This window comes from Segatella intestinalis (assembly GCF_029348455.1).
Lineage (GTDB): Bacteria > Bacteroidota > Bacteroidia > Bacteroidales > Bacteroidaceae > Prevotella.
The window spans coordinates 171880-189473 of the sequence record NZ_JARJVV010000006.1; the positions used below are offsets into that span (position 1 = coordinate 171880).

A 17594-nucleotide genomic window follows, 5' to 3' on the forward strand; every position below is an offset into this window, starting at 1 on the left:
TTACAACAAAGAACATTCTATTCATAATATAGAGAGAAATTAAATAACTAATAATAAAAACGTTAGGTAAAATGAAAATCGAAGATTTTAACTTTGCCGGTCACAAGGCAATCGTACGCGTTGATTTCAACGTGCCATTGGATGAAAATGGTAATGTAACAGACGACACTCGTATCCGCGGTGCCCTTCCTACATTGAAGAAGGTGCTGGCCGATGGTGGTGCTCTTATCATGATGAGCCATATGGGTAAGCCAAAGGGCAAAGTTAAGCCAGAGCTTTCTCTTTCACAGATTGTAAAGAACGTATCCGACGCTCTCGGCGTTGAGGTGAAGTTTGCTAAAGATTGCGGCAATGCTGATGCAGAGGCTGCTGCGCTGAAGCCAGGTGAGGCTCTCCTGCTCGAGAACCTTCGCTTCTATCCTGAAGAGGAAGGCAAGCCAGTAGGCGTTGAGAAGGGTACTCCTGAGTACGATGCTGCCAAGGCTGAGATGAAGGAACGTCAGAAGAAGTTCGCTGCCAAGTTGGCTTCTTATGCTGATGTATATGTAATGGATGCCTTCGGTACTGCTCACCGCAAGCACGCTTCTACTGCTGTCATCGCCGACAGCTTCGACAAGGACCACAAGATGCTCGGTTTCTTGATGGAGAAAGAGGTAAAGGCTGTTGACGCTGTACTCGGCAACATTAAGCGCCCATTCACTGCTATCATGGGTGGTTCTAAGGTTTCTACCAAGATCGGTATCATCGAGAACCTCTTGACAAAGGTTGACAACCTGATCCTCTGTGGTGGTATGACATACACATTCTCTAAGGCTCTCGGCGGCAAGATTGGTTTGTCAATCTGCGAGGACGATAAGCTCGATGTAGCTCTCGACGTAATCAAGAAGGCTAAGGAGAACGGTGTAAACCTCGTACTCGGCACTGACTCTATCTGCGGTGATGCTTTCAAGAACGACTGCAACACACAGGTTTGCCCATCTAACAATATCCCTGACGGCTGGGAGGGTATGGACGCTGGTCCTGACACTCGCAAGGCTTTCGCTGCTGCCATCAAGGGTGCTAAGACTATCCTCTGGAACGGTCCTGCCGGTGTATTCGAGTTCGACAACTTCGCTGGTGGTTCTAAGGCAATCGCTGAGGCAATCGCTGAAGCTACTAAGGAGGGTGCATTCTCACTCATCGGTGGTGGTGACTCTGTAGCTTGTATCAACAAGTTCGGTTTGGCTGACCAGGTTTCTTACATCTCTACAGGTGGTGGCGCTCTGCTCGAGGCTATCGAGGGCAAGGTATTGCCAGGCGTAGCTGCTATCGAGAAGTAATTCATCAGAATGGAGATTCGTACACATACAATTCTTGATGGATGAACAAAGAAATATCTATCTTGTTTTGTTGTGACGAAGTATTGATTTATTGGATTCAATAGGTTACAATATATCAAACACTTTCAAGTCGGGGACACCCTTTATACGTGTCCCCGATTTTTCCATTTTTATTCACCCCTACTAAAAACCCAAAAATAAACATATTTTCATTTAGAAGACAGATTAATGGATTGGATTATCAACCTTTTTTCGAACACCGAATCAGTGGCTCACATCGCCCTGCTCTATGCCATTGTCATAGCAGTGGGCGTGTATCTGGGCAAGATTAAGATTGGTGGCATTTCACTTGGCGTTACCTTCGTGCTCTTTGCCGGCATCCTGGCAGGACATGTAGGCTTCACTGCTCCCAAGGACATTCTGACCTTCATACAAGACTTCGGACTCATTCTCTTTGTCTTTATGATCGGTTTGCAGGTAGGTCCGGGCTTCTTCGAAAGCTTCAAGAAAGGCGGTGTGACGCTCAACCTGTTGTCGACGGCTGCGATATTCCTCAATGTCTGTGTGATGTTCGCATGCTATTATCTCTTCTTCGACACCAGCAACCCCAACAACTTGCCAATGATGGTGGGTACACTCTATGGAGCCGTCACCAATACGCCAGGTCTGGGTGCCGCCAACGAGGCGCTGCTCAGCGTCTTCCCCAATGGTGCCCCAAGCATTGCCAACGGTTATGCCTGCGCTTATCCACTCGGTGTGGTAGGCATCATCGGTGCCACCATTCTCATCAAGTACATCTGCAAGGTGAACACCGCGGATGAGGAGGAGAAACTAAACGAAGAAGACGCAGCCAACCCACATGCCAAGGCGCACAACATGCACCTTCGTGTGGAGAATACCTATATCGCAGGACGCACTCTCCGACAGGTTTCCGAGTTCCTGAACCGCGACATCGTATGCTCACGACTGCTCCACAATGGCGAGGTGAGCATTCCTAACAGCCAGACTACCTTCGAGGTGGGCGACGAGCTGCTCGTTGTATGCGCCGAGGCTGACGCCGAAGCCATCAAGGCCTTCATCGGTCCTGAGATAGAGGCCGAATGGGATCGCGAGAAAGATGAGGTTCAGCACTTCGTGTCGCGCCGCATTGTCGTTACACGTCCTGAGATGAACGGTAAGACTCTGGGCAAGATGCACTTCTCGAGTGTGTATGGCGTCAACGTCACCCGTATCTCACGCCAGGGAATGGACATCTTTGCCGGTCGCAACCACCACTTCCACGTGGGCGACAAGATTCTCGTTGTAGGTCCCGAGGAGAATGTAAACCGTGTGGCTGAAATGATGGGTAACTCTGTGAAGCGACTCGATGCGCCTAACATCGCCACCATCTTCGTAGGTATCATGATTGGTATCATCTTCGGCAGTCTGCCTTTCGCTGTTCCAGGAATGCCTGTTCCGCTGAAGTTGGGTATTGCTGGCGGTCCGCTGATCATCGCCATCCTCATTGGCCGTTTCGGTTATCACTTCAAACTGGTTACCTATACCACCACCTCTGCCAACATGATGCTGCGAGAGATAGGTCTTGTGCTGTTTCTTGCGAGTGTGGGCATCAAGGCTGGTGCCGGTTTCTGGGACACTGTGGTACAGGGCGACGGTATCAAGTATGTGTACACAGGTTTCCTTATCACCATCATTCCTATCCTTATCGTGGGCACCATAGCCCGACTGAAGTACAAGTTCAACTACTTCACCATCATGGGTATGATAGCCGGAACCTATACCGACCCACCAGCCCTGGCTTATGCCAATGCTTCCTGCTCTAAGGAGGCTCCTGCCGTGGGTTACTCTACCGTTTATCCGCTGAGTATGTTCCTCAGAATCTTCTCAGCCCAGATTGTGGTACTTTTCTTCTGCGGAGCATAGCGAATCATTTGCTAAGCAAAGACTCTCCGACAGCAGAAAGTTCACTTACTATATTTGAATTTTTATAAACGAAAATTTATAAATTATAAAAGAGGTGCACATTTAAGAAAAAATGTGCACCTTTTTTGTTGCTTATTCCAAAAATCTTTGTAACTTTGAGGCTGTAAGAATACCTATTGATACACCAACCTTCAAAAAGAGAGAAAGCCTATGAAGAAATTTGGAATCCTATTAAGCCTGTTGGTCACTGCCACCTTGTCCACTTGGGCACAAGGAGCTAAAAGCATCCGCATAACGGAGTTGATGCCCAACAACCAAGCCAGTATCGTCGACGAGTATGGTGCCCACAAAGCATGGGTGGAACTGTCAAACACCTCGTTTACGACTTATAATATCCGTGGCATGTTCCTTACCACCGACCGACGTGTGCTCGACAAGAACATGTCGCCCGAGGAACGTCGCAAACTCATGTCTCCCCTACCCAACAATGAGCCGCGCACAACCCTTGCTGGCAAGAAAAGCGTGATCATCTACGACCGATACCTCTGGCAGGAAGACTCAGAGAAGACGTGTCCCGACTGTTTTCCCAAGGGCAAGGGACACTTCAGATGGCTGAGCGAGGGCAATGGTCCTTTCCATTTGAAACTCGGACTGGTGCCTCTCAAGGAAATAGCAGATGCTTTCCACGAGAAGAACAACTGGATAGCTCTTTACGACGGCAATGCTGTCGACCTGATAGACTCTGTCAGCATTCCCTGGATGGCAGCCGACCAGTCATATGCCCTCAGCAAAGACCTCAGCAGCTGGAAGGTTTGCGCAGCCAAGGATGTCACTCCTGGCTATCTTCCACAAGACACAGGACTCAGCAAGCCACAGATTCTCAAGACGACAGACCCTCATGGCTTCGGCATTGCAGCCCTTTCCATGGGCATTGTCTTCTCCTGTCTGGCCCTGCTCTTCGTCTTCTTCTGGCTCTTCGGTGCCTATATGAAGCACAAGCAGCGCATCGCACGTGCCACAGAGAAACACGCCACCTTATTATATAAGACGGGCAAGAAGACCATCGAGCTGACCACAGAGATCGGTCATAAGACCAACGTGATGCTGAAGGAAGGCCTAACCACCAAGGGCATCGACAAGGAAATCTATATGGCTGTCATCTCGCTGGCTCTCAAAGAATACTTGGAGGATGTGCACGACATCGAACCGGGCATCATCACCATTAAGCCCAAGCAGACGAGATGGAACGAACCGAGATTCAATAATAAGTGAAGAACGAAGAACAAAGGGTAAAGAACGAAAAGTGAAAAAATCAACAGCTTTACTGATACAAAATAAAAATATTAAAGAATAAAACTATGGCAAAATACCAATATAAAGTAAAAGGCGTAGACTACGAAGTAGAGATACAAGATATAGAAGGCAATATCGCCAATGTAACCGTCAACGGCATCCCCTTCGAAGTGGAGATGAAGCAACCTGTCAAGGCTGGCAAGCAGAAGTTCCGCATAGCGAATGAGGCTACTGATGACAAGGGCGGAGTATCGTCTGCCGACAGTGCCAAGACTAACCCAACAGGCAGTTCTACCTCCTCTGCAAATGCCGAAGTTGCTGCCAGCAAGAAAGCCTCAGCAAGCGCTGGTGGCAAGCCTGTGGTAGCTCCACTGCCTGGCACCATCAACGACATTAAAGTAAAGGTGGGCGACAAGGTGAGCGCAGGAGATACCGTAGTGATTCTCGAAGCCATGAAGATGCAAAACAACATCGAAGCTGAGACTTCGGGCACCGTCGCAAGCATCAATGTCAACAAGGGCGATGCTGTCATGGAAGGCGACACCTTGGTAACGATTGCTTAACCCCAGAGAGCATTGCTCTTGCCAAGAATCCATCAACATAAAACTCCAACTTAACGAACAACTATTATGGATTTCATCATACAGAATTTTCAGGAGTTCCTGACCTATACAGGCTTTGCCAATGCCACGGCAGGAAACCTCATCATGATATTGGTGGGAATCGTCTGCATCTGGCTCGCCATCAAGAAAGACTTCGAGCCGCTGCTGCTGGTGCCCATAGGTCTCGGCATCATCCTGGGCAACATCCCCTTCCGCACCGATGCCGGACTGGAGATAGGTCTCTACGAAGACAACTCGGTGCTCAACATCTTCTATCAGGGTGTGCGACAAGGCTGGTATCCCCCACTCGTCTTCCTCGGCATCGGAGCCATGACCGACTTCTCGGCATTGATTTCCAATCCGAAGTTGATTCTCATCGGAGCCGCAGCCCAGTTTGGCATCTTCGGAGCCTACATGATAGCCTTGGCTTTAGGCTTCGAGCCCAACCAGGCAGCAGGCATCGCCATCATCGGAGGTGCCGACGGCCCTACAGCCATCTTCCTGTCGAGCAAGCTCAGTCCTAACCTCATGGGAGCCATCGCCGTGTGCGCCTATTCCTATATGGCACTGGTACCTGTTATCCAGCCCCCGCTGATGCGACTGCTCACCACGAAGAACGAGCGTGTCATCAAGATGAAGCCAGCCCGACAGGTAAGTCAGACCGAGAAGATACTCTTCCCCATCATCGGCTTGCTGCTCACCACCTTCATCGTGCCCAGCGGTCTGCCGCTGTTGGGAATGCTCTTCTTTGGCAATCTGCTGAAAGAGAGTGGCAAGACCACACGCCTTGCCAAGACTGCAGGCAGCAGCCTCAACGACGTGATAGTGATACTCTTGGGACTTACCGTAGGCTGCTCCACCCAGGCCTCAGAGTTCCTTACCCTCAACACGGTAAAGATCTTTGCCCTCGGAGCCTTGGCGTTCATCATCGCCTCAGCCAGCGGAATACTGTTTGTCAAACTGATGAATGTGTTCTTGCCAAAGGGCAAGAAGATCAATCCACTGATAGGAAATGCCGGAGTGAGCGCCGTACCTATGAGCGCCCGTATCTCCAACAACCTGGGTTTGGAATACGACCGACACAACTTCCTGCTCATGCATGCCATGGGACCTAACGTGGCGGGTGTCATCGGTTCGGCCGTAGCCGCAGGAGCTTTGCTGGGTTTCCTCAACTAAGCTCCCACTTCAGAGCCTGCCAAGCCTTCGCCTGACACACTGTAAAAAAAACATTCGGAGCCAGTTAAGCCTTCGCTTAGCCGACTCCGATTTATATTTCATAGCCTGTCAAGCCTTCGCTTGGGGCCTGTCTGACTTCTTTCTTGCTCTGTTAGGCTTCCTCTTCGTCGGCCAACTGCTCAAGAGAGTGCTTGCTGCTTCCATCAAAACAATGGGTGCACACCTGGCACTTGGGCAGTCCGATAGCCTCTATGAGCTGCTCGATGGTATTGAACTTCAATGTGGTCAATCCCAACTGTCGGGCTATCTCTGCCACCATTCTCTCATATTCAGGTGAGCCTGTGGTGGCATATTTGTCAAGGTTCTTATTCGCATCGCCCTCAAACTTCTCGATGATGCGGCGTGTGATCAGCTCCATGTCGCTCTTGGAGGAGGTGAAGTTGATGAACGGACAACCGTAAACCAATGGAGGACAAGCGATACGCATGTGGCACTCCTTGAGTCCTGCCTGTTCGAAGAGCACCTTCACATTGTCGCGCAACTGGGTGCCTCGCACGATACTATCGTCGCAGAACAGCACTCGCTTGCCTTTCAGCATATCCTTGTTGGGGATGAGTTTCATCTTGGCCACCAATGAGCGCATGGCCTGGTTGGAAGGTGTGAACGAACGTGGCCAGGTGGGAGTGTACTTGGCGATGCAACGCTGGTAAGGCACTTGCTTGCCGGCAGCATAACCCATCGCCATACCTGTGCCCGAGTCGGGGATACCGCTGCAGCAGTCCACCTCCACTCCGTCGGTCTTAGCCATGTTGAAACCATTCTTGAAGCGCACTTCCTCCACGTTTCTGCCCTCGTAGGTAGATGTAGGGAAACCATAGTACACCCAGAGGAATGAACAAACCTGCATGCGCTTGTTGGCAGGACGTATCTGCTCCATGCCGTCGGCTTTGATCTTGACAATCTCGCCCGGACCTACATTATACTCCACCTCGAAGTCGAGATTAGGAAACGAGGTCGACTCGCTCGAAGCCGCATAGGCGCCTTCCTTCTTACCTATTATAATAGGTGTTCGTCCCCAGCTGTCACGTGCACAGATAATGCCGTCCTCGGTCAGGATGAGCATGGTGCATGATCCCTTGATGTGGTGATATACATTTTCGATACCCTCTTTGAAGGTCTTGCCTTGAATAATGAGCAAGGCAATGAGCTCCGTAGGGTTGGTCTTGCCCGACGACATTTCAGCGAAGTGCATGTTCTTGTCGAGCAGGTCCTTGGTAAGTTCCTCTATATTCAGAATCTTTGCCACCGTACAGATGGCGAATCTGCCAAGATGCGAGTTCATGATGAGTGGCTGGGCATCAGTATCGCTGATGACTCCGATACCCGATGTGCTGCCTTCGAACTTGTCGAGTGATGGCTCAAACTTGGTGCGGAAGTAAGAACTCTCCAGGTTGTGAATGGACCTTACAAATCCCTTCTCCTTGCTGAATGTTGCCAAACCGCCTCGACGTGTGCCGAGATGTGAATTGTAATCGGTGCCGTAGAACAGGTCTGCGACACAGCTTTTCTTGGATATTGTCCCGAAAATGCCTCCCATAAAATTTTATGTTAATGTATGTAAGAATCAAAATTCCGGTGCAAAGGTAATACAAAATTTGCGATTATGGAATTTTTATGTATAAAATGTTACTTTCTTATTGCACTTTTTTTCTAAAAATGCATTCTTACATCCACTCCACACTGTATGGGATTGCCTCTCTGGGCAAAGTACTGCTTGGTGCCTGTGGCAGCATTGTCCACGGCGAAGGTGTTGTAGCGGGTATTGCTCAGGTTGCGTCCCCACAGGCTCACCACCACCTTACCCATGTCGGCATCGATATGTGCGCCTGCCACGGCATAGAACTTCTGCGCATAGGTGTTGGCGTTGTCCCAGTAGGTCTTGCCCTGTGCGTTGACGTTGGCACCGAGGGTGACGCTTCTCAGCCAAGGCTTTTCCACGTCGAAGCGATAGTCGGCCGAGGCTGCCAGGGTGTGCTGTGGCACATAGGGCACGTACTTGTCCTCGTAGCTCACAGCCTTATCGCCCTCACCGTCCACATACTCGTCGAACACGGCACGGGTATAGCCATACGACAGCATCCAGTCCAAGTGTCCGTCCACGACCTGGCCCTTGGCCGACAGCTCCAGTCCGCAGGTATGGCTCTTGCCGGCATTCACCATCATGCGTCCGAAACCAAAGTTGCCCGCCATCACCGACAGTTGCTGGTTTCTCACCTTCATATAGTAGGTGCTCACATCCACATGCAACTGGCCGTCCATGAGGTTGAGATGCGTTCCCGCCTCATAGTTCCACGAGGTCTCGGGCTTATAGGCGATGGTGTGGTTCACGTTGTCATAGTCTTCCGGTGTATGGGGCACGTCGTAGCTTCCTCTCATGGCCTGCTGGCGGTTGGCGTTGAGTTCGGTCTGCAGGATATCGCTGAACATCTGTATGTTGTAGCCTCCTGCGCGATAACCTTTGCTCAGGGTGGCATACACGTTGCTGCCCTTTGAGCCTAAGCGGTAGCTCAGTCCCAGCTTGGGCAGCAGCTGCTCGAAGCCATCGTGTGCCTTGCCGTCGAGCATCGAGCGCAGTGTGTTCGTGGCCTTTGAGCCCATCACGTTGGCATTCATCTTCATGTATGCCATGCTCTCATAGTGTATCTTGGTGAGCATATAGTCGTAGCGGGCACCGAGGGTGAGTACCAGTCGTGGGGTGATGTCGATGTTGCTCTCATGATAGAAGCCGATGTTATACTGGGGTGTATGGTAGGTTCCGGGTGCTCCCATCTCCACGTTCATGCTCACGCCTCCAGCCCTCTCTATCATCTGTGCAGCCAGGGCGAGGGCCTGTTCATGGGTCATGCCGGGACGCATCATGCGCTGGGCCATAGCCTGCAACATGGCGCCATACATCTGCTGCTGTATGGCATTGCCTATGGGAGTGGTCATGGCAGATTCGAAGAACACGGGGCCGTTGGTCTTCAGCCATTGTGCCGAGAAGAAGGCTCCCGCAGCCCAGTGCCACACGCCTCCTACGGGTTTGCGGCTCTTCAGCGAGAACTCCTGTGTCATGGCGTTCTGCAACTGGTCCTGCATCATGCGCATATAGTCAGCCTCCAGATAGTCCTGGTCCATGTACATGTGGTCTTTCAGATACTGATAGCTCGTGGTGGATGCCAGCGAGAAGGTGTTGGCATCGTAGCTCAGCGTGAGTCCGGTGATGAGATTGTTGCGGCGATAGCTGCCTGGGAAGGTCGATGCTGGCTGCTCTGCCTTGCCCGTATTCAGGTCGAGCGATCCATAGGGGAAGGCACTCTGGTCTACATACTGATAGTCGGCCGTCACATTCACCTTCCATCCCGAATGCAGTCTGCCGGTCAGCATCAGCTTTCCGCCAGCCTCCTGGTAGTCGTCAGCCCTCTCGCCCGTGGTGGTATTGCGGAAGAAGCCTGTCTGCGCATTATAGAATCCGCCCACCATCAGGGCTACGTCGTCTCCTAAGCGCTGATAGTGCGAAGCCTCAAGATTGCTGTAACGACGGCTGCCATAGCCTATCCTCACGTCGGTGCCCTGATAGTCGAAGGCATTGCGCGAATAGAGTCTCACCAGTCCGCCCTCGGTATTCTGTCCGTAGAGTGTGCCCTGCGGACCTCGCAGCACGTCCACACGACTCAGCTGATAGGTGTGCAGATTGAAAGCCGACTTGCTCATCACGGGTATTCCGTCCACATACACACCGATGGCTGGACTGTTCACACGGCTGCCTATGCCTCTCACATAGACTGCCGACGAGAGACGACTGCCATAGTTGGGCATTACGAAGTTGGGGATATACGACGACAGCTCGCGCAGGTCGCGGGCTCCCAACCTGTTCATCTCGAAGTTTCCGAAAGAAGTGCTGCTTAGTGGTTGCTGACGCAAGCGGAAAGCCTCCTTGGGTTGCGACACGACGACCACCTCGTCTATGTCGTACACCTTACTGCTATCCACCGAAATACTCTCTGCCTTGCCTGTTGCTGCTGCCAATATCATGGCAACGCCCATCATGATTCTTTGTGACATGTACCTTTACTTTTTTTGTAAACTTTCGCAAGTAAGCTCCAAACGCCCTGAAAGGACAAAGCGCCACACGCCCTGAAAGGGCAGAAGCTCTTAGCCCAGGGCATCGCCCTGGGTTATTCCAGACGTTAGCCTATCGCCCTGTAAGGGCAAAAGCTTTTAAAGCTCCTGGCAATACATAAAGCTTTTGCCCTTACAGGGCGCCTTGTCGATTGCCAATATACCCAGGGCGATGCCCTGGGCTAAGAGCTTCTGCCCTTTCAGGGCGTGCTGCTCCTAAGAGCTTTGGGCTTTCTGCCCGTACTTGAACCACCCTGCGAAAGTTGAGTTCTTGTATTATTTTTTTCGTTGTTTTCTGTTTTCGGGTGCAAAGGTACGAAGTTTTTCTGCACTGTGCAATCCCCATTTATATGGAAAATGAAGGGTTAGCAGGTTCAGAAGTCAGAGAATTCAGAGAGATCAGAGTTTCTTGAATCCAGAGCCACCACAGTATTGACAGGTGATTTTTCCACCGCAGACTTTACACGGAGTACGATCCTTGGAGTTGGAAGTGGCTTTGCCCGGATGGTTTTTGCAAGACTGGCATACGCCTTTGCCATTGCATGCAGTACACCTGGTAGCGGTCTTGGTAGAAGCAGAACTGCCAGCCGTTGCCGTACTTGCCGACGAGACTGCACCTCCACCGCCCGAATAGGCCGCACCAGACGACTGGTTGCTGCTGCCAGTGATGTTGGAAACCGTGGTGCCCAATGCACCCAAGAGAGCTGCCGCAAAAATTGCATTGTTGCGTTCGCGCTCTTCCTGCAGGGTCTGACATTCCTTGCACAAAGTCAACATCTTGGATTTAAAATTAGTCTCTACGTCTTCCGAGACGCCTGCACACACGACGATAGATTTCGACTGAGGAGAAAAATACATGCCGTCGGCCAGATAGTCGGCCCTCTTCAGATAGTCCATAGCAGCGAGCACATCATTGTATTTCTTTAATTCCCTGTAACATTTCAGCTGCATATATTTCAGTTCATAAGCGAACATTCCGTTTCGGTCGTTCATACCATCAATATCGAATGCCATAAACTGCTCGATACAGTGCAAAGCCTTACGGTATTCGCCCAAGGCATAATACCTTTCGGCATCTTGCACCCACACATTATCCTTATACAGTTCTCTGTCGTCCGACACCTTACTCGTGTAATAATAATGCTTCCACCGATCCATATAGTCGGCATACTCCATGCTTTCTGCTTTGGCGCTATCCTTACGGCAAAGGTCGGCAACCTGCAGAGAGTTCAAAGCATTGATATCGATAACCGAAAAGAAATATTTGTCGTCGAGCGAAGCCAAAACGTTCGAATAACCAAAAGACTCTTTGATATTAGACAGGGCACTGTTCAGAAAAGGCTGAAAGACGATTCCGTCGAGACTGTAGGCAAGAACATTTATCACACCCCTGTTCACATTATACAATTGGATGGGCTGAGTTTCCATCATCATATTGCGTATGGCAAACACAGAGTCGTTGTACCGGCACAAGGGCACCAATTCCTTAGGAATGGGCAAAGGCTTGCCAAACAAGTCCCACGACTTCGTCTGTCCCTGTATCCACGTGCCATGCAGGATGGCATTGTTTTTCTTTGCCATCTTGAGCACCTCTTTCGGAATGTCTTCACGATACTTGTAGGCAGCTTTGCGCAGCCGCTCTTTATCCTTCTCCAACGAGAACGAAAGAGCATTCACCAGCGACTTCGACTTAGCTTTGTCGTAGGCTTTCTGATAGGCACTCTGTGCTGAGGCACCAGCACAAAACATCATGCAAAACAAAGCCAAAAGGCTTGTCATTTTCTTTTTCATAGGCTTTTTATCATTTATTGAATGTATGACAAAGATAGCCAATTTTTTTGTCATCTGCAAACACCTTTCGGCCCAGACGGTTTCAAAACATCAGTAAAGATGCCTAAGCGGACAAATTCTGTGCTTATCTGGTAAAAGAAAAATCCCCCAGACCCTGGGTGATTGATATAGGGTCTGGGGGGAAAAGATACTGAGGGCTGCCGATTACTCAGCATCGGTGCCTTCTCCGCCTGGAGGATTGGTACCACCCGTGGCGTCACCGCCCGAAGGAGTGCTGCCGCCAGTAGAAGGAGTGCTTCCACCACCCGAAGGCTTGTTGTCGCCAGTAGAGGTGCTGCCTACGGTGGCACTCACCTTGCGCACATTGGCCTGGTTGTAGAGGTTGGCATTGCTCAGAGTACCCGTGGCACGGGCACGCAACTTCAGTCCGCTGATGTTGCCGGCTACGTTGAACTCGGCCTCGGTCTTGGCGCCCTCCTTGTTGCGGATACCCACGGAGAAGATGGCCAGGTTGTCGATCTTAATTAACTTGCCACACTTGCTAGTTTTAAAATAAGAGTTTTTATTCGTGTTTCTAATCAATTAGTTTAAAGAAGCTTAAATAATTGGCTATCATTTCTATCATAGCAATATTTTCGTTATTTTTGGAACATATTTACAAACTAACAATTCAAAGCAATATGAATAATTTTGTGGCGATAGATTTTGAAACCGCCAATGCAGATAGAAGTAGCATCTGCCAAATTGGTATAACAGAAGTAGTAGATGGCATCTTACAACCTTCTAAAAGTTGGCTCGTACAACCAGAAGGAAACGACTATGATGCCTTCAATATACATATTCACGGTATCAAACCAGAAGACACCGAGAATAGCCCTAAATTTCCTGATGTATGGAAAGAGGTATATCCATATTTAAAGGATAAGATAGTAGTGGCACACAATACTTCATTTGATATGTATGCTTTGCGTGATGCTTTAGATAACTATCAGATAGAATATCCTACATTTGATTACTTTTGCACTTTGAGAATCGCTAGATACATAGTTAAAGGCTGCTATAGCTATTCTTTAGATGTGGTACTGAAATATCTAGGTATAGAGTTTGATGGACATCATAAAGCTGATAATGATTCAGCAGGTTGCGCTAAATTGTTATTGAAGTGCTTAGATATGGATGGTAGCACTCTGGAGGAACTGGAAGAAAAGTACCATTTTCATAGAGGTAAATTTGCACCTGATACCTACATAGCACATTTAGCTATAAATAAGAAGAGTAAAACAGAAATGTTAGAAAGTCTAGAGGAGCATCCAGAATTGGCAGATGAAGGTAACTACTTCTATGGTAAGAATGTTTGCTTTACTGGAACTTGTAACTATGGCACTAGAAAGGAACTGCTACAGAAGATAAAAGATGTTGGTGGTATTCCTTCTGATTCTGTAACTAAGAAGACAGAAGTGTTAGTAGTTGGACAGCAAGATTATCGTGTTGTTGGAGAGGATAGAATGAGTAAAAAGCAAGCGAAAGCCAAAGCCTTATTAGATAAAGGGCAAGATATAGAGATTCTTAGTGAAATAGAGTTTTTAAGTAGAATTTAATAAGTTAGATATGAAAAAATTATTATTATTACTTGTAGGGCTTATTGCTTTAGTATCATGCAATTCCCCTAAAACAAAAGAAGTGGATAAAATTTATCCAATAGAGCAATGGGTTATGGATTATGTAAAGAAACATCCAAACTGCATGAATAATGAAATTACCAAAAAGCAAACTATTGATGATTTCATTAAAGCAGTTGATGATTCAACACATAAAGACTGGATGGAAGGAATACCAGTTGAACTGGAAACTATCAATAAAGTTAATGATAAATATGTAGCTCAATTCGGTTCTTATTTTACCAGTAACGGGTTAAGTTACAAAGCTCCATTAGAGGAAGTGAATTTTGACATAATTACAGTAGTTCCTGATTCATTAGCCTCACAATTAAAGGAAGATGAACTTTATACTTTAAAAGGAATACAGATAGTTTCTAGACTAGAGAATAGTCAAGTTGCAGATTTTTTATTAGGACAAGAAAGCTCCTACTGGTCATGGGATGTTAGTCTAGAGACAAAAGATTCTTTTATTGCACCAGATTTAACAAGTAATTGTTTAGAAGCAAATTTAGGTGTTTATTACTGTGACGTAAAACATATTAACGTTTTTACTGGTCGAGAAAAAACTATCGTACCAAATAAATGAGATAACGCTCATTAATCATAAGTAGAATTTAACGAGTTAGATATGAAAAGAATACTATTATTTTTAATGATGCTTACAATCAATATTGTGAGCTTTGCACAAAATAGCGAGCCAGAGAAGGCAAAGCCTATGACAGATACAGAAATAGTCCGCAAATGTGCTTTTCTTGATGTCGAAGGTAAATATTATGATAATGTTATAGTAACATTAAAGTCTAATCAGCCAGATTTTTTCTTTATTGATAAATACAAAGTTAAAGTTACTGTTACTGATGCTTCTGGTTCTAAAGTCTGGAATAAGACCTTTAAAAATGCTTTTTTGTATGTCTTTTCCAGTGGGCAAATTCAAGTAGGTAAGCCTAATTTTGACCAGTTAGTTATAACTAAATCTAGTTCTACTGGTGATTGGATAGGAAAGGTAAGAGAAAAAGAAGGAGTATATTAAACAGAAAAGAGGGTGTGTCATAAGTCTGTGACGCGCCCTTTTTTATTTTCGAACTGTGTCACGGCTCTGTTTACACTACCTTAAAGTTTACAGGTTCTTCGCCCGTACGCAATTTGTAGTCTTCATAAAGCATCTTCTGCATCTTGTCAACCATGGCTTTCTTTGATGCCTTGGCTGATTTCCAACGTCTAAGCGCCTCTTCTCTTGTTAATTTATTCATATTCTATCCTCCATATATTAATCACTAACTATATCCGTTCTTTTAAAAAACAAATCACCCGCTCTGTCCTTCAAACTTTTTACGAGAAAATACAACTGCAAAGATAATCATTATCTTTGATACTTTCACTGAGTTCGGAACTTACCGTTGCTTTACTCGAGAACAAACAAGGCTCTCAAGCCACCGTCTACACCCGAGAAACCCATGAAGGCAAGACTCAGGAGAGCTGCTGTTACCATGACAATGGCGATACCCTGCACGGCACAGTTGGTTGTGATAAGAGGCAGGAAAATACCCGAATGTTCAAATTTATGCCCTATGAGCATAAATGCTTACGATTTGTATCCCCATACATTCTATTTCCCCATTCTCGAATGCAGCAGTAGCAAAATCCTCGGCTTGAGCCTCATCCATCGCCGCGACATAATAGGTCAACATCTCCCCCAGTTCCGTTTCTATATCAACATAAAAGTAATCCATAAGCAACAATACTATTTTTTCGATTCTACATTATTATTAAACATATCATTTGGTACAGAATTTCTTACCAAAGCCTCCCTATAAACATCCATCATTCGTTTTCTGAGATGCATCGGCGCAATCACTTCCAAAGAACGGCTTCGAGACAACAATGCCATCACAAAGTCGTTGGTAATCTTGACATGCACAGAAATCTTGAACACTTTACCATCATCCACTAAAACCCTCTGAGTATGATGCAGCGGCATTGCCTTCAAGAACTAGCCATCCCTATTATCATATTGCAAGACAACCTCCTCTACGGGCAAACTCTCATCATTCCAAATACCATAACAATCACGATACATCCCATTCACATCAATATCTACGTTTCGTTCAAATAGGGTATCATGTACCACCAGATTGCGGATTCTATCAATGCCATATGCCTTTAGCTGATATCCATCTGCATCATAAGCCAAAACATACCACAGTTGGTTAGATTCCTTGATATAATGAGGCAAGATATTCTCTTTCGTTATCACCTCACCTCCATGTCGATAAAGGACATATTGGAAAGAGATGGTATGCTGATTCCTCACCGCATATATCAGTTGAGGCATATACTTGCTGAAGACAGCCCGATGATGCTCTGGCAAGATATACGACCTCATGTTAGGACTTTCATCCACGGCATTGAGCAATTCGAAGTTAAGGAGCATTTCAGAAAGCCTATCCTCCCTGCTCGAAAACCTCTCATTGATGCGATAACTATTCGTTGCCCTATCAAAGGAAATTTCTATATGAAACAGCATTTCTATGTCATTGATGTCTCTTTGCAGAGTTCTTTCTGAGATAGGAGCATCCACATGGTCATTAATATAACTCAATAGTTCATGTACGGAAACACAGCTGTCCCCATACTGACCATTGGTTGCATAAATCTTATTGATGATAAGCAACATTCGACGAATGCCATCTATTTGTCTTGCCATAACAGGAACTATTTACTTCTTACTTATCACATCTCAGTTCATGCACTCTTTGTAAAGTTGCTGCCTTACTGCCCTCCACATTAAGAGGTGGCAAAAGACTGTCGATTAAAAAAGATTCCAACTCATCTTTCTTGTCATTGGCAAGATAAGCAAAAAGCAAATTACGCTCCATCCATGCGGTCAGGCTATTTTCATCTTCAGCACCAAACTTCGTTTTTTTATTGATTTGGTAATTTTTATCACGAGGAATCTTCTGATAACCAAACAAACTGCCCAAAGTTTTTCTGAGCGTAGAATTACCACCATTACCATGCAGATGATTTGTCCATATTCGTCTTTTCAAATCAGAAGCTATACCTGTATACAACACACGATAATACTCTCCGTGCAAAGAGATTTCTGTATATTTGAAATTACCCAAGACGTCAGGAATATTACAGCCAGCCTTTAACACCACGATATAATTGCCTTCCACGGCAGGAAGTTCTGCTCTTTGCCCTTTTGCGGGGGCAAAGAGTGTAAACAGATCTAACAATTCTTTTATATCCATATTTTTTATCTTTATTGTTTGACATTCCAATTAATGCTGCAAAAATAAAAAATCTCAGCGACAAAATATGTCTGCGAGAAAAATATTTTCTATAGACTTTTAAAATAACCCATATCATGCAAGCAATTGCACTACAAGATATGGTGAGTCAGCCATCAGAATGCTCCACGATATGTGGAAACTGAACAGCCCTATTGAAAACTTCCAAATAAGAAAAATGTAGCTATGATGGTACCAGAAGATATAGGTTAAACCTTTGATACTGGAAAATGCAGACTCAAAAAAAGCCCCACAGAGCAGGGCGGACGCATCAAAATGCGTTCGCCTCCAAAAGTTTTGACAGGTAATTTTCGTCCCAGCCAGCTTTCATTCTTTTTAAGTTGATACTTCCCTTGATCGTTTTATCCTTTTTAAGGA

General features: G+C 46.8%; 16 protein-coding genes and 1 pseudogene. 8 read left to right on the top strand and 9 right to left on the bottom strand.

Features of this window, described 5'->3' with window-relative positions:
• The first annotated feature begins 71 nt into the window (after positions 1–71).
• The 5 genes from P3T48_RS05830 to P3T48_RS05850 all read left to right on the top strand — a co-directional run bounded on the left by P3T48_RS05830 (position 72) and on the right by P3T48_RS05850 (position 6313).
• The gene (locus P3T48_RS05830) at positions 72–1319 is read left to right on the top strand and encodes a phosphoglycerate kinase (RefSeq protein ID WP_022252952.1); all 1248 of its coding nucleotides are present in this window, start codon (positions 72–74) and stop codon (positions 1317–1319) included.
• Between the two features lie 228 nt (positions 1320–1547).
• Complete coding sequence (locus tag P3T48_RS05835) at positions 1548–3242, top strand: putative transporter (RefSeq protein ID WP_276505983.1); 1695 nt, start codon at positions 1548–1550, stop codon at positions 3240–3242.
• A gap of 210 nt (positions 3243–3452) precedes the next feature.
• Positions 3453–4514: an OadG family protein gene (locus tag P3T48_RS05840; RefSeq protein ID WP_022252950.1), complete on the top strand. Its 1062-nt coding sequence runs from the start codon at positions 3453–3455 to the stop codon at positions 4512–4514.
• 86 nt (positions 4515–4600) lie between these two features.
• On the top strand, positions 4601–5098 hold the full coding sequence (locus P3T48_RS05845) for an acyl-CoA carboxylase biotin carboxyl carrier protein subunit (RefSeq protein WP_276505984.1): 498 nt from the start codon (positions 4601–4603) through the stop codon (positions 5096–5098).
• A gap of 66 nt (positions 5099–5164) precedes the next feature.
• Complete coding sequence (locus P3T48_RS05850) at positions 5165–6313, top strand: sodium ion-translocating decarboxylase subunit beta (RefSeq protein ID WP_276505985.1); 1149 nt, start codon at positions 5165–5167, stop codon at positions 6311–6313.
• Positions 6314–6464: 151 nt separating this feature from the next.
• Here P3T48_RS05850 and P3T48_RS05855 read toward each other — a convergent pair whose 3' ends face one another.
• The 4 genes from P3T48_RS05855 to P3T48_RS05870 form a co-directional block, all read right to left on the bottom strand.
• On the bottom strand, positions 6465–7910 hold the full coding sequence (locus tag P3T48_RS05855; protein WP_217758288.1) for an amidophosphoribosyltransferase: 1446 nt from the start codon (positions 7908–7910) through the stop codon (positions 6465–6467).
• Positions 7911–8023: 113 nt separating this feature from the next.
• Positions 8024–10417 carry a TonB-dependent receptor gene (locus P3T48_RS05860; RefSeq protein WP_276505986.1) on the bottom strand — a complete coding sequence of 798 codons (2394 nt, stop codon included), beginning with the start codon at positions 10415–10417 and terminating at the stop codon, positions 8024–8026.
• A gap of 456 nt (positions 10418–10873) precedes the next feature.
• Positions 10874–12265, bottom strand: a complete 1392-nt coding sequence (locus P3T48_RS05865) for a DnaJ-like cysteine-rich domain-containing protein (RefSeq protein ID WP_276505987.1) — start codon at positions 12263–12265, stop codon at positions 10874–10876.
• 204 nt (positions 12266–12469) lie between these two features.
• A complete protein-coding gene (locus P3T48_RS05870; RefSeq protein ID WP_276505988.1) occupies positions 12470–12847 on the bottom strand; it encodes a hypothetical protein in 378 nt (125 codons plus the stop codon).
• A gap of 98 nt (positions 12848–12945) precedes the next feature.
• Between P3T48_RS05870 and P3T48_RS05875 the strand changes: the two genes are divergently transcribed.
• From P3T48_RS05875 to P3T48_RS05885, 3 genes are read left to right on the top strand one after another with little or no spacing between them, the layout of a single operon-like run.
• Positions 12946–13863, top strand: a complete 918-nt coding sequence (locus P3T48_RS05875; RefSeq protein WP_276505989.1) for an exonuclease domain-containing protein — start codon at positions 12946–12948, stop codon at positions 13861–13863.
• A gap of 10 nt (positions 13864–13873) precedes the next feature.
• Entirely contained in the window at positions 13874–14509 is a 636-nt protein-coding gene (locus P3T48_RS05880) for a hypothetical protein (protein WP_276505990.1), read from the top strand.
• 42 nt (positions 14510–14551) lie between these two features.
• Positions 14552–14953, top strand: coding sequence for a hypothetical protein (locus tag P3T48_RS05885; RefSeq protein ID WP_276505991.1), 402 nt, complete (start codon positions 14552–14554; stop codon positions 14951–14953).
• Positions 14954–15023: 70 nt separating this feature from the next.
• On the opposite strand, the gene P3T48_RS05890 is transcribed toward P3T48_RS05885, so the two are convergent.
• The 5 genes and pseudogenes from P3T48_RS05890 to P3T48_RS05910 all read right to left on the bottom strand — a co-directional run bounded on the left by P3T48_RS05890 (position 15024) and on the right by P3T48_RS05910 (position 17177).
• Positions 15024–15173, bottom strand: a complete 150-nt coding sequence (locus P3T48_RS05890; RefSeq protein WP_276505992.1) for a protein tyrosine phosphatase — start codon at positions 15171–15173, stop codon at positions 15024–15026.
• A gap of 152 nt (positions 15174–15325) precedes the next feature.
• Positions 15326–15481, bottom strand: a pseudogene (locus P3T48_RS05895) (electron transport complex subunit RsxA); the annotation flags it as partial.
• Between the two features lies 1 nt (position 15482).
• Positions 15483–15653, bottom strand: coding sequence for a hypothetical protein (locus P3T48_RS05900; protein WP_158462766.1), 171 nt, complete (start codon positions 15651–15653; stop codon positions 15483–15485).
• Positions 15654–15913: 260 nt separating this feature from the next.
• The gene (locus P3T48_RS05905; RefSeq protein ID WP_276505993.1) at positions 15914–16627 is read right to left on the bottom strand and encodes a helix-turn-helix transcriptional regulator; all 714 of its coding nucleotides are present in this window, start codon (positions 16625–16627) and stop codon (positions 15914–15916) included.
• A gap of 19 nt (positions 16628–16646) precedes the next feature.
• Positions 16647–17177 carry a GIY-YIG nuclease family protein gene (locus P3T48_RS05910; protein WP_276505994.1) on the bottom strand — a complete coding sequence of 177 codons (531 nt, stop codon included), beginning with the start codon at positions 17175–17177 and terminating at the stop codon, positions 16647–16649.
• Between the last annotated feature and the right edge of the window lie 417 nt (positions 17178–17594).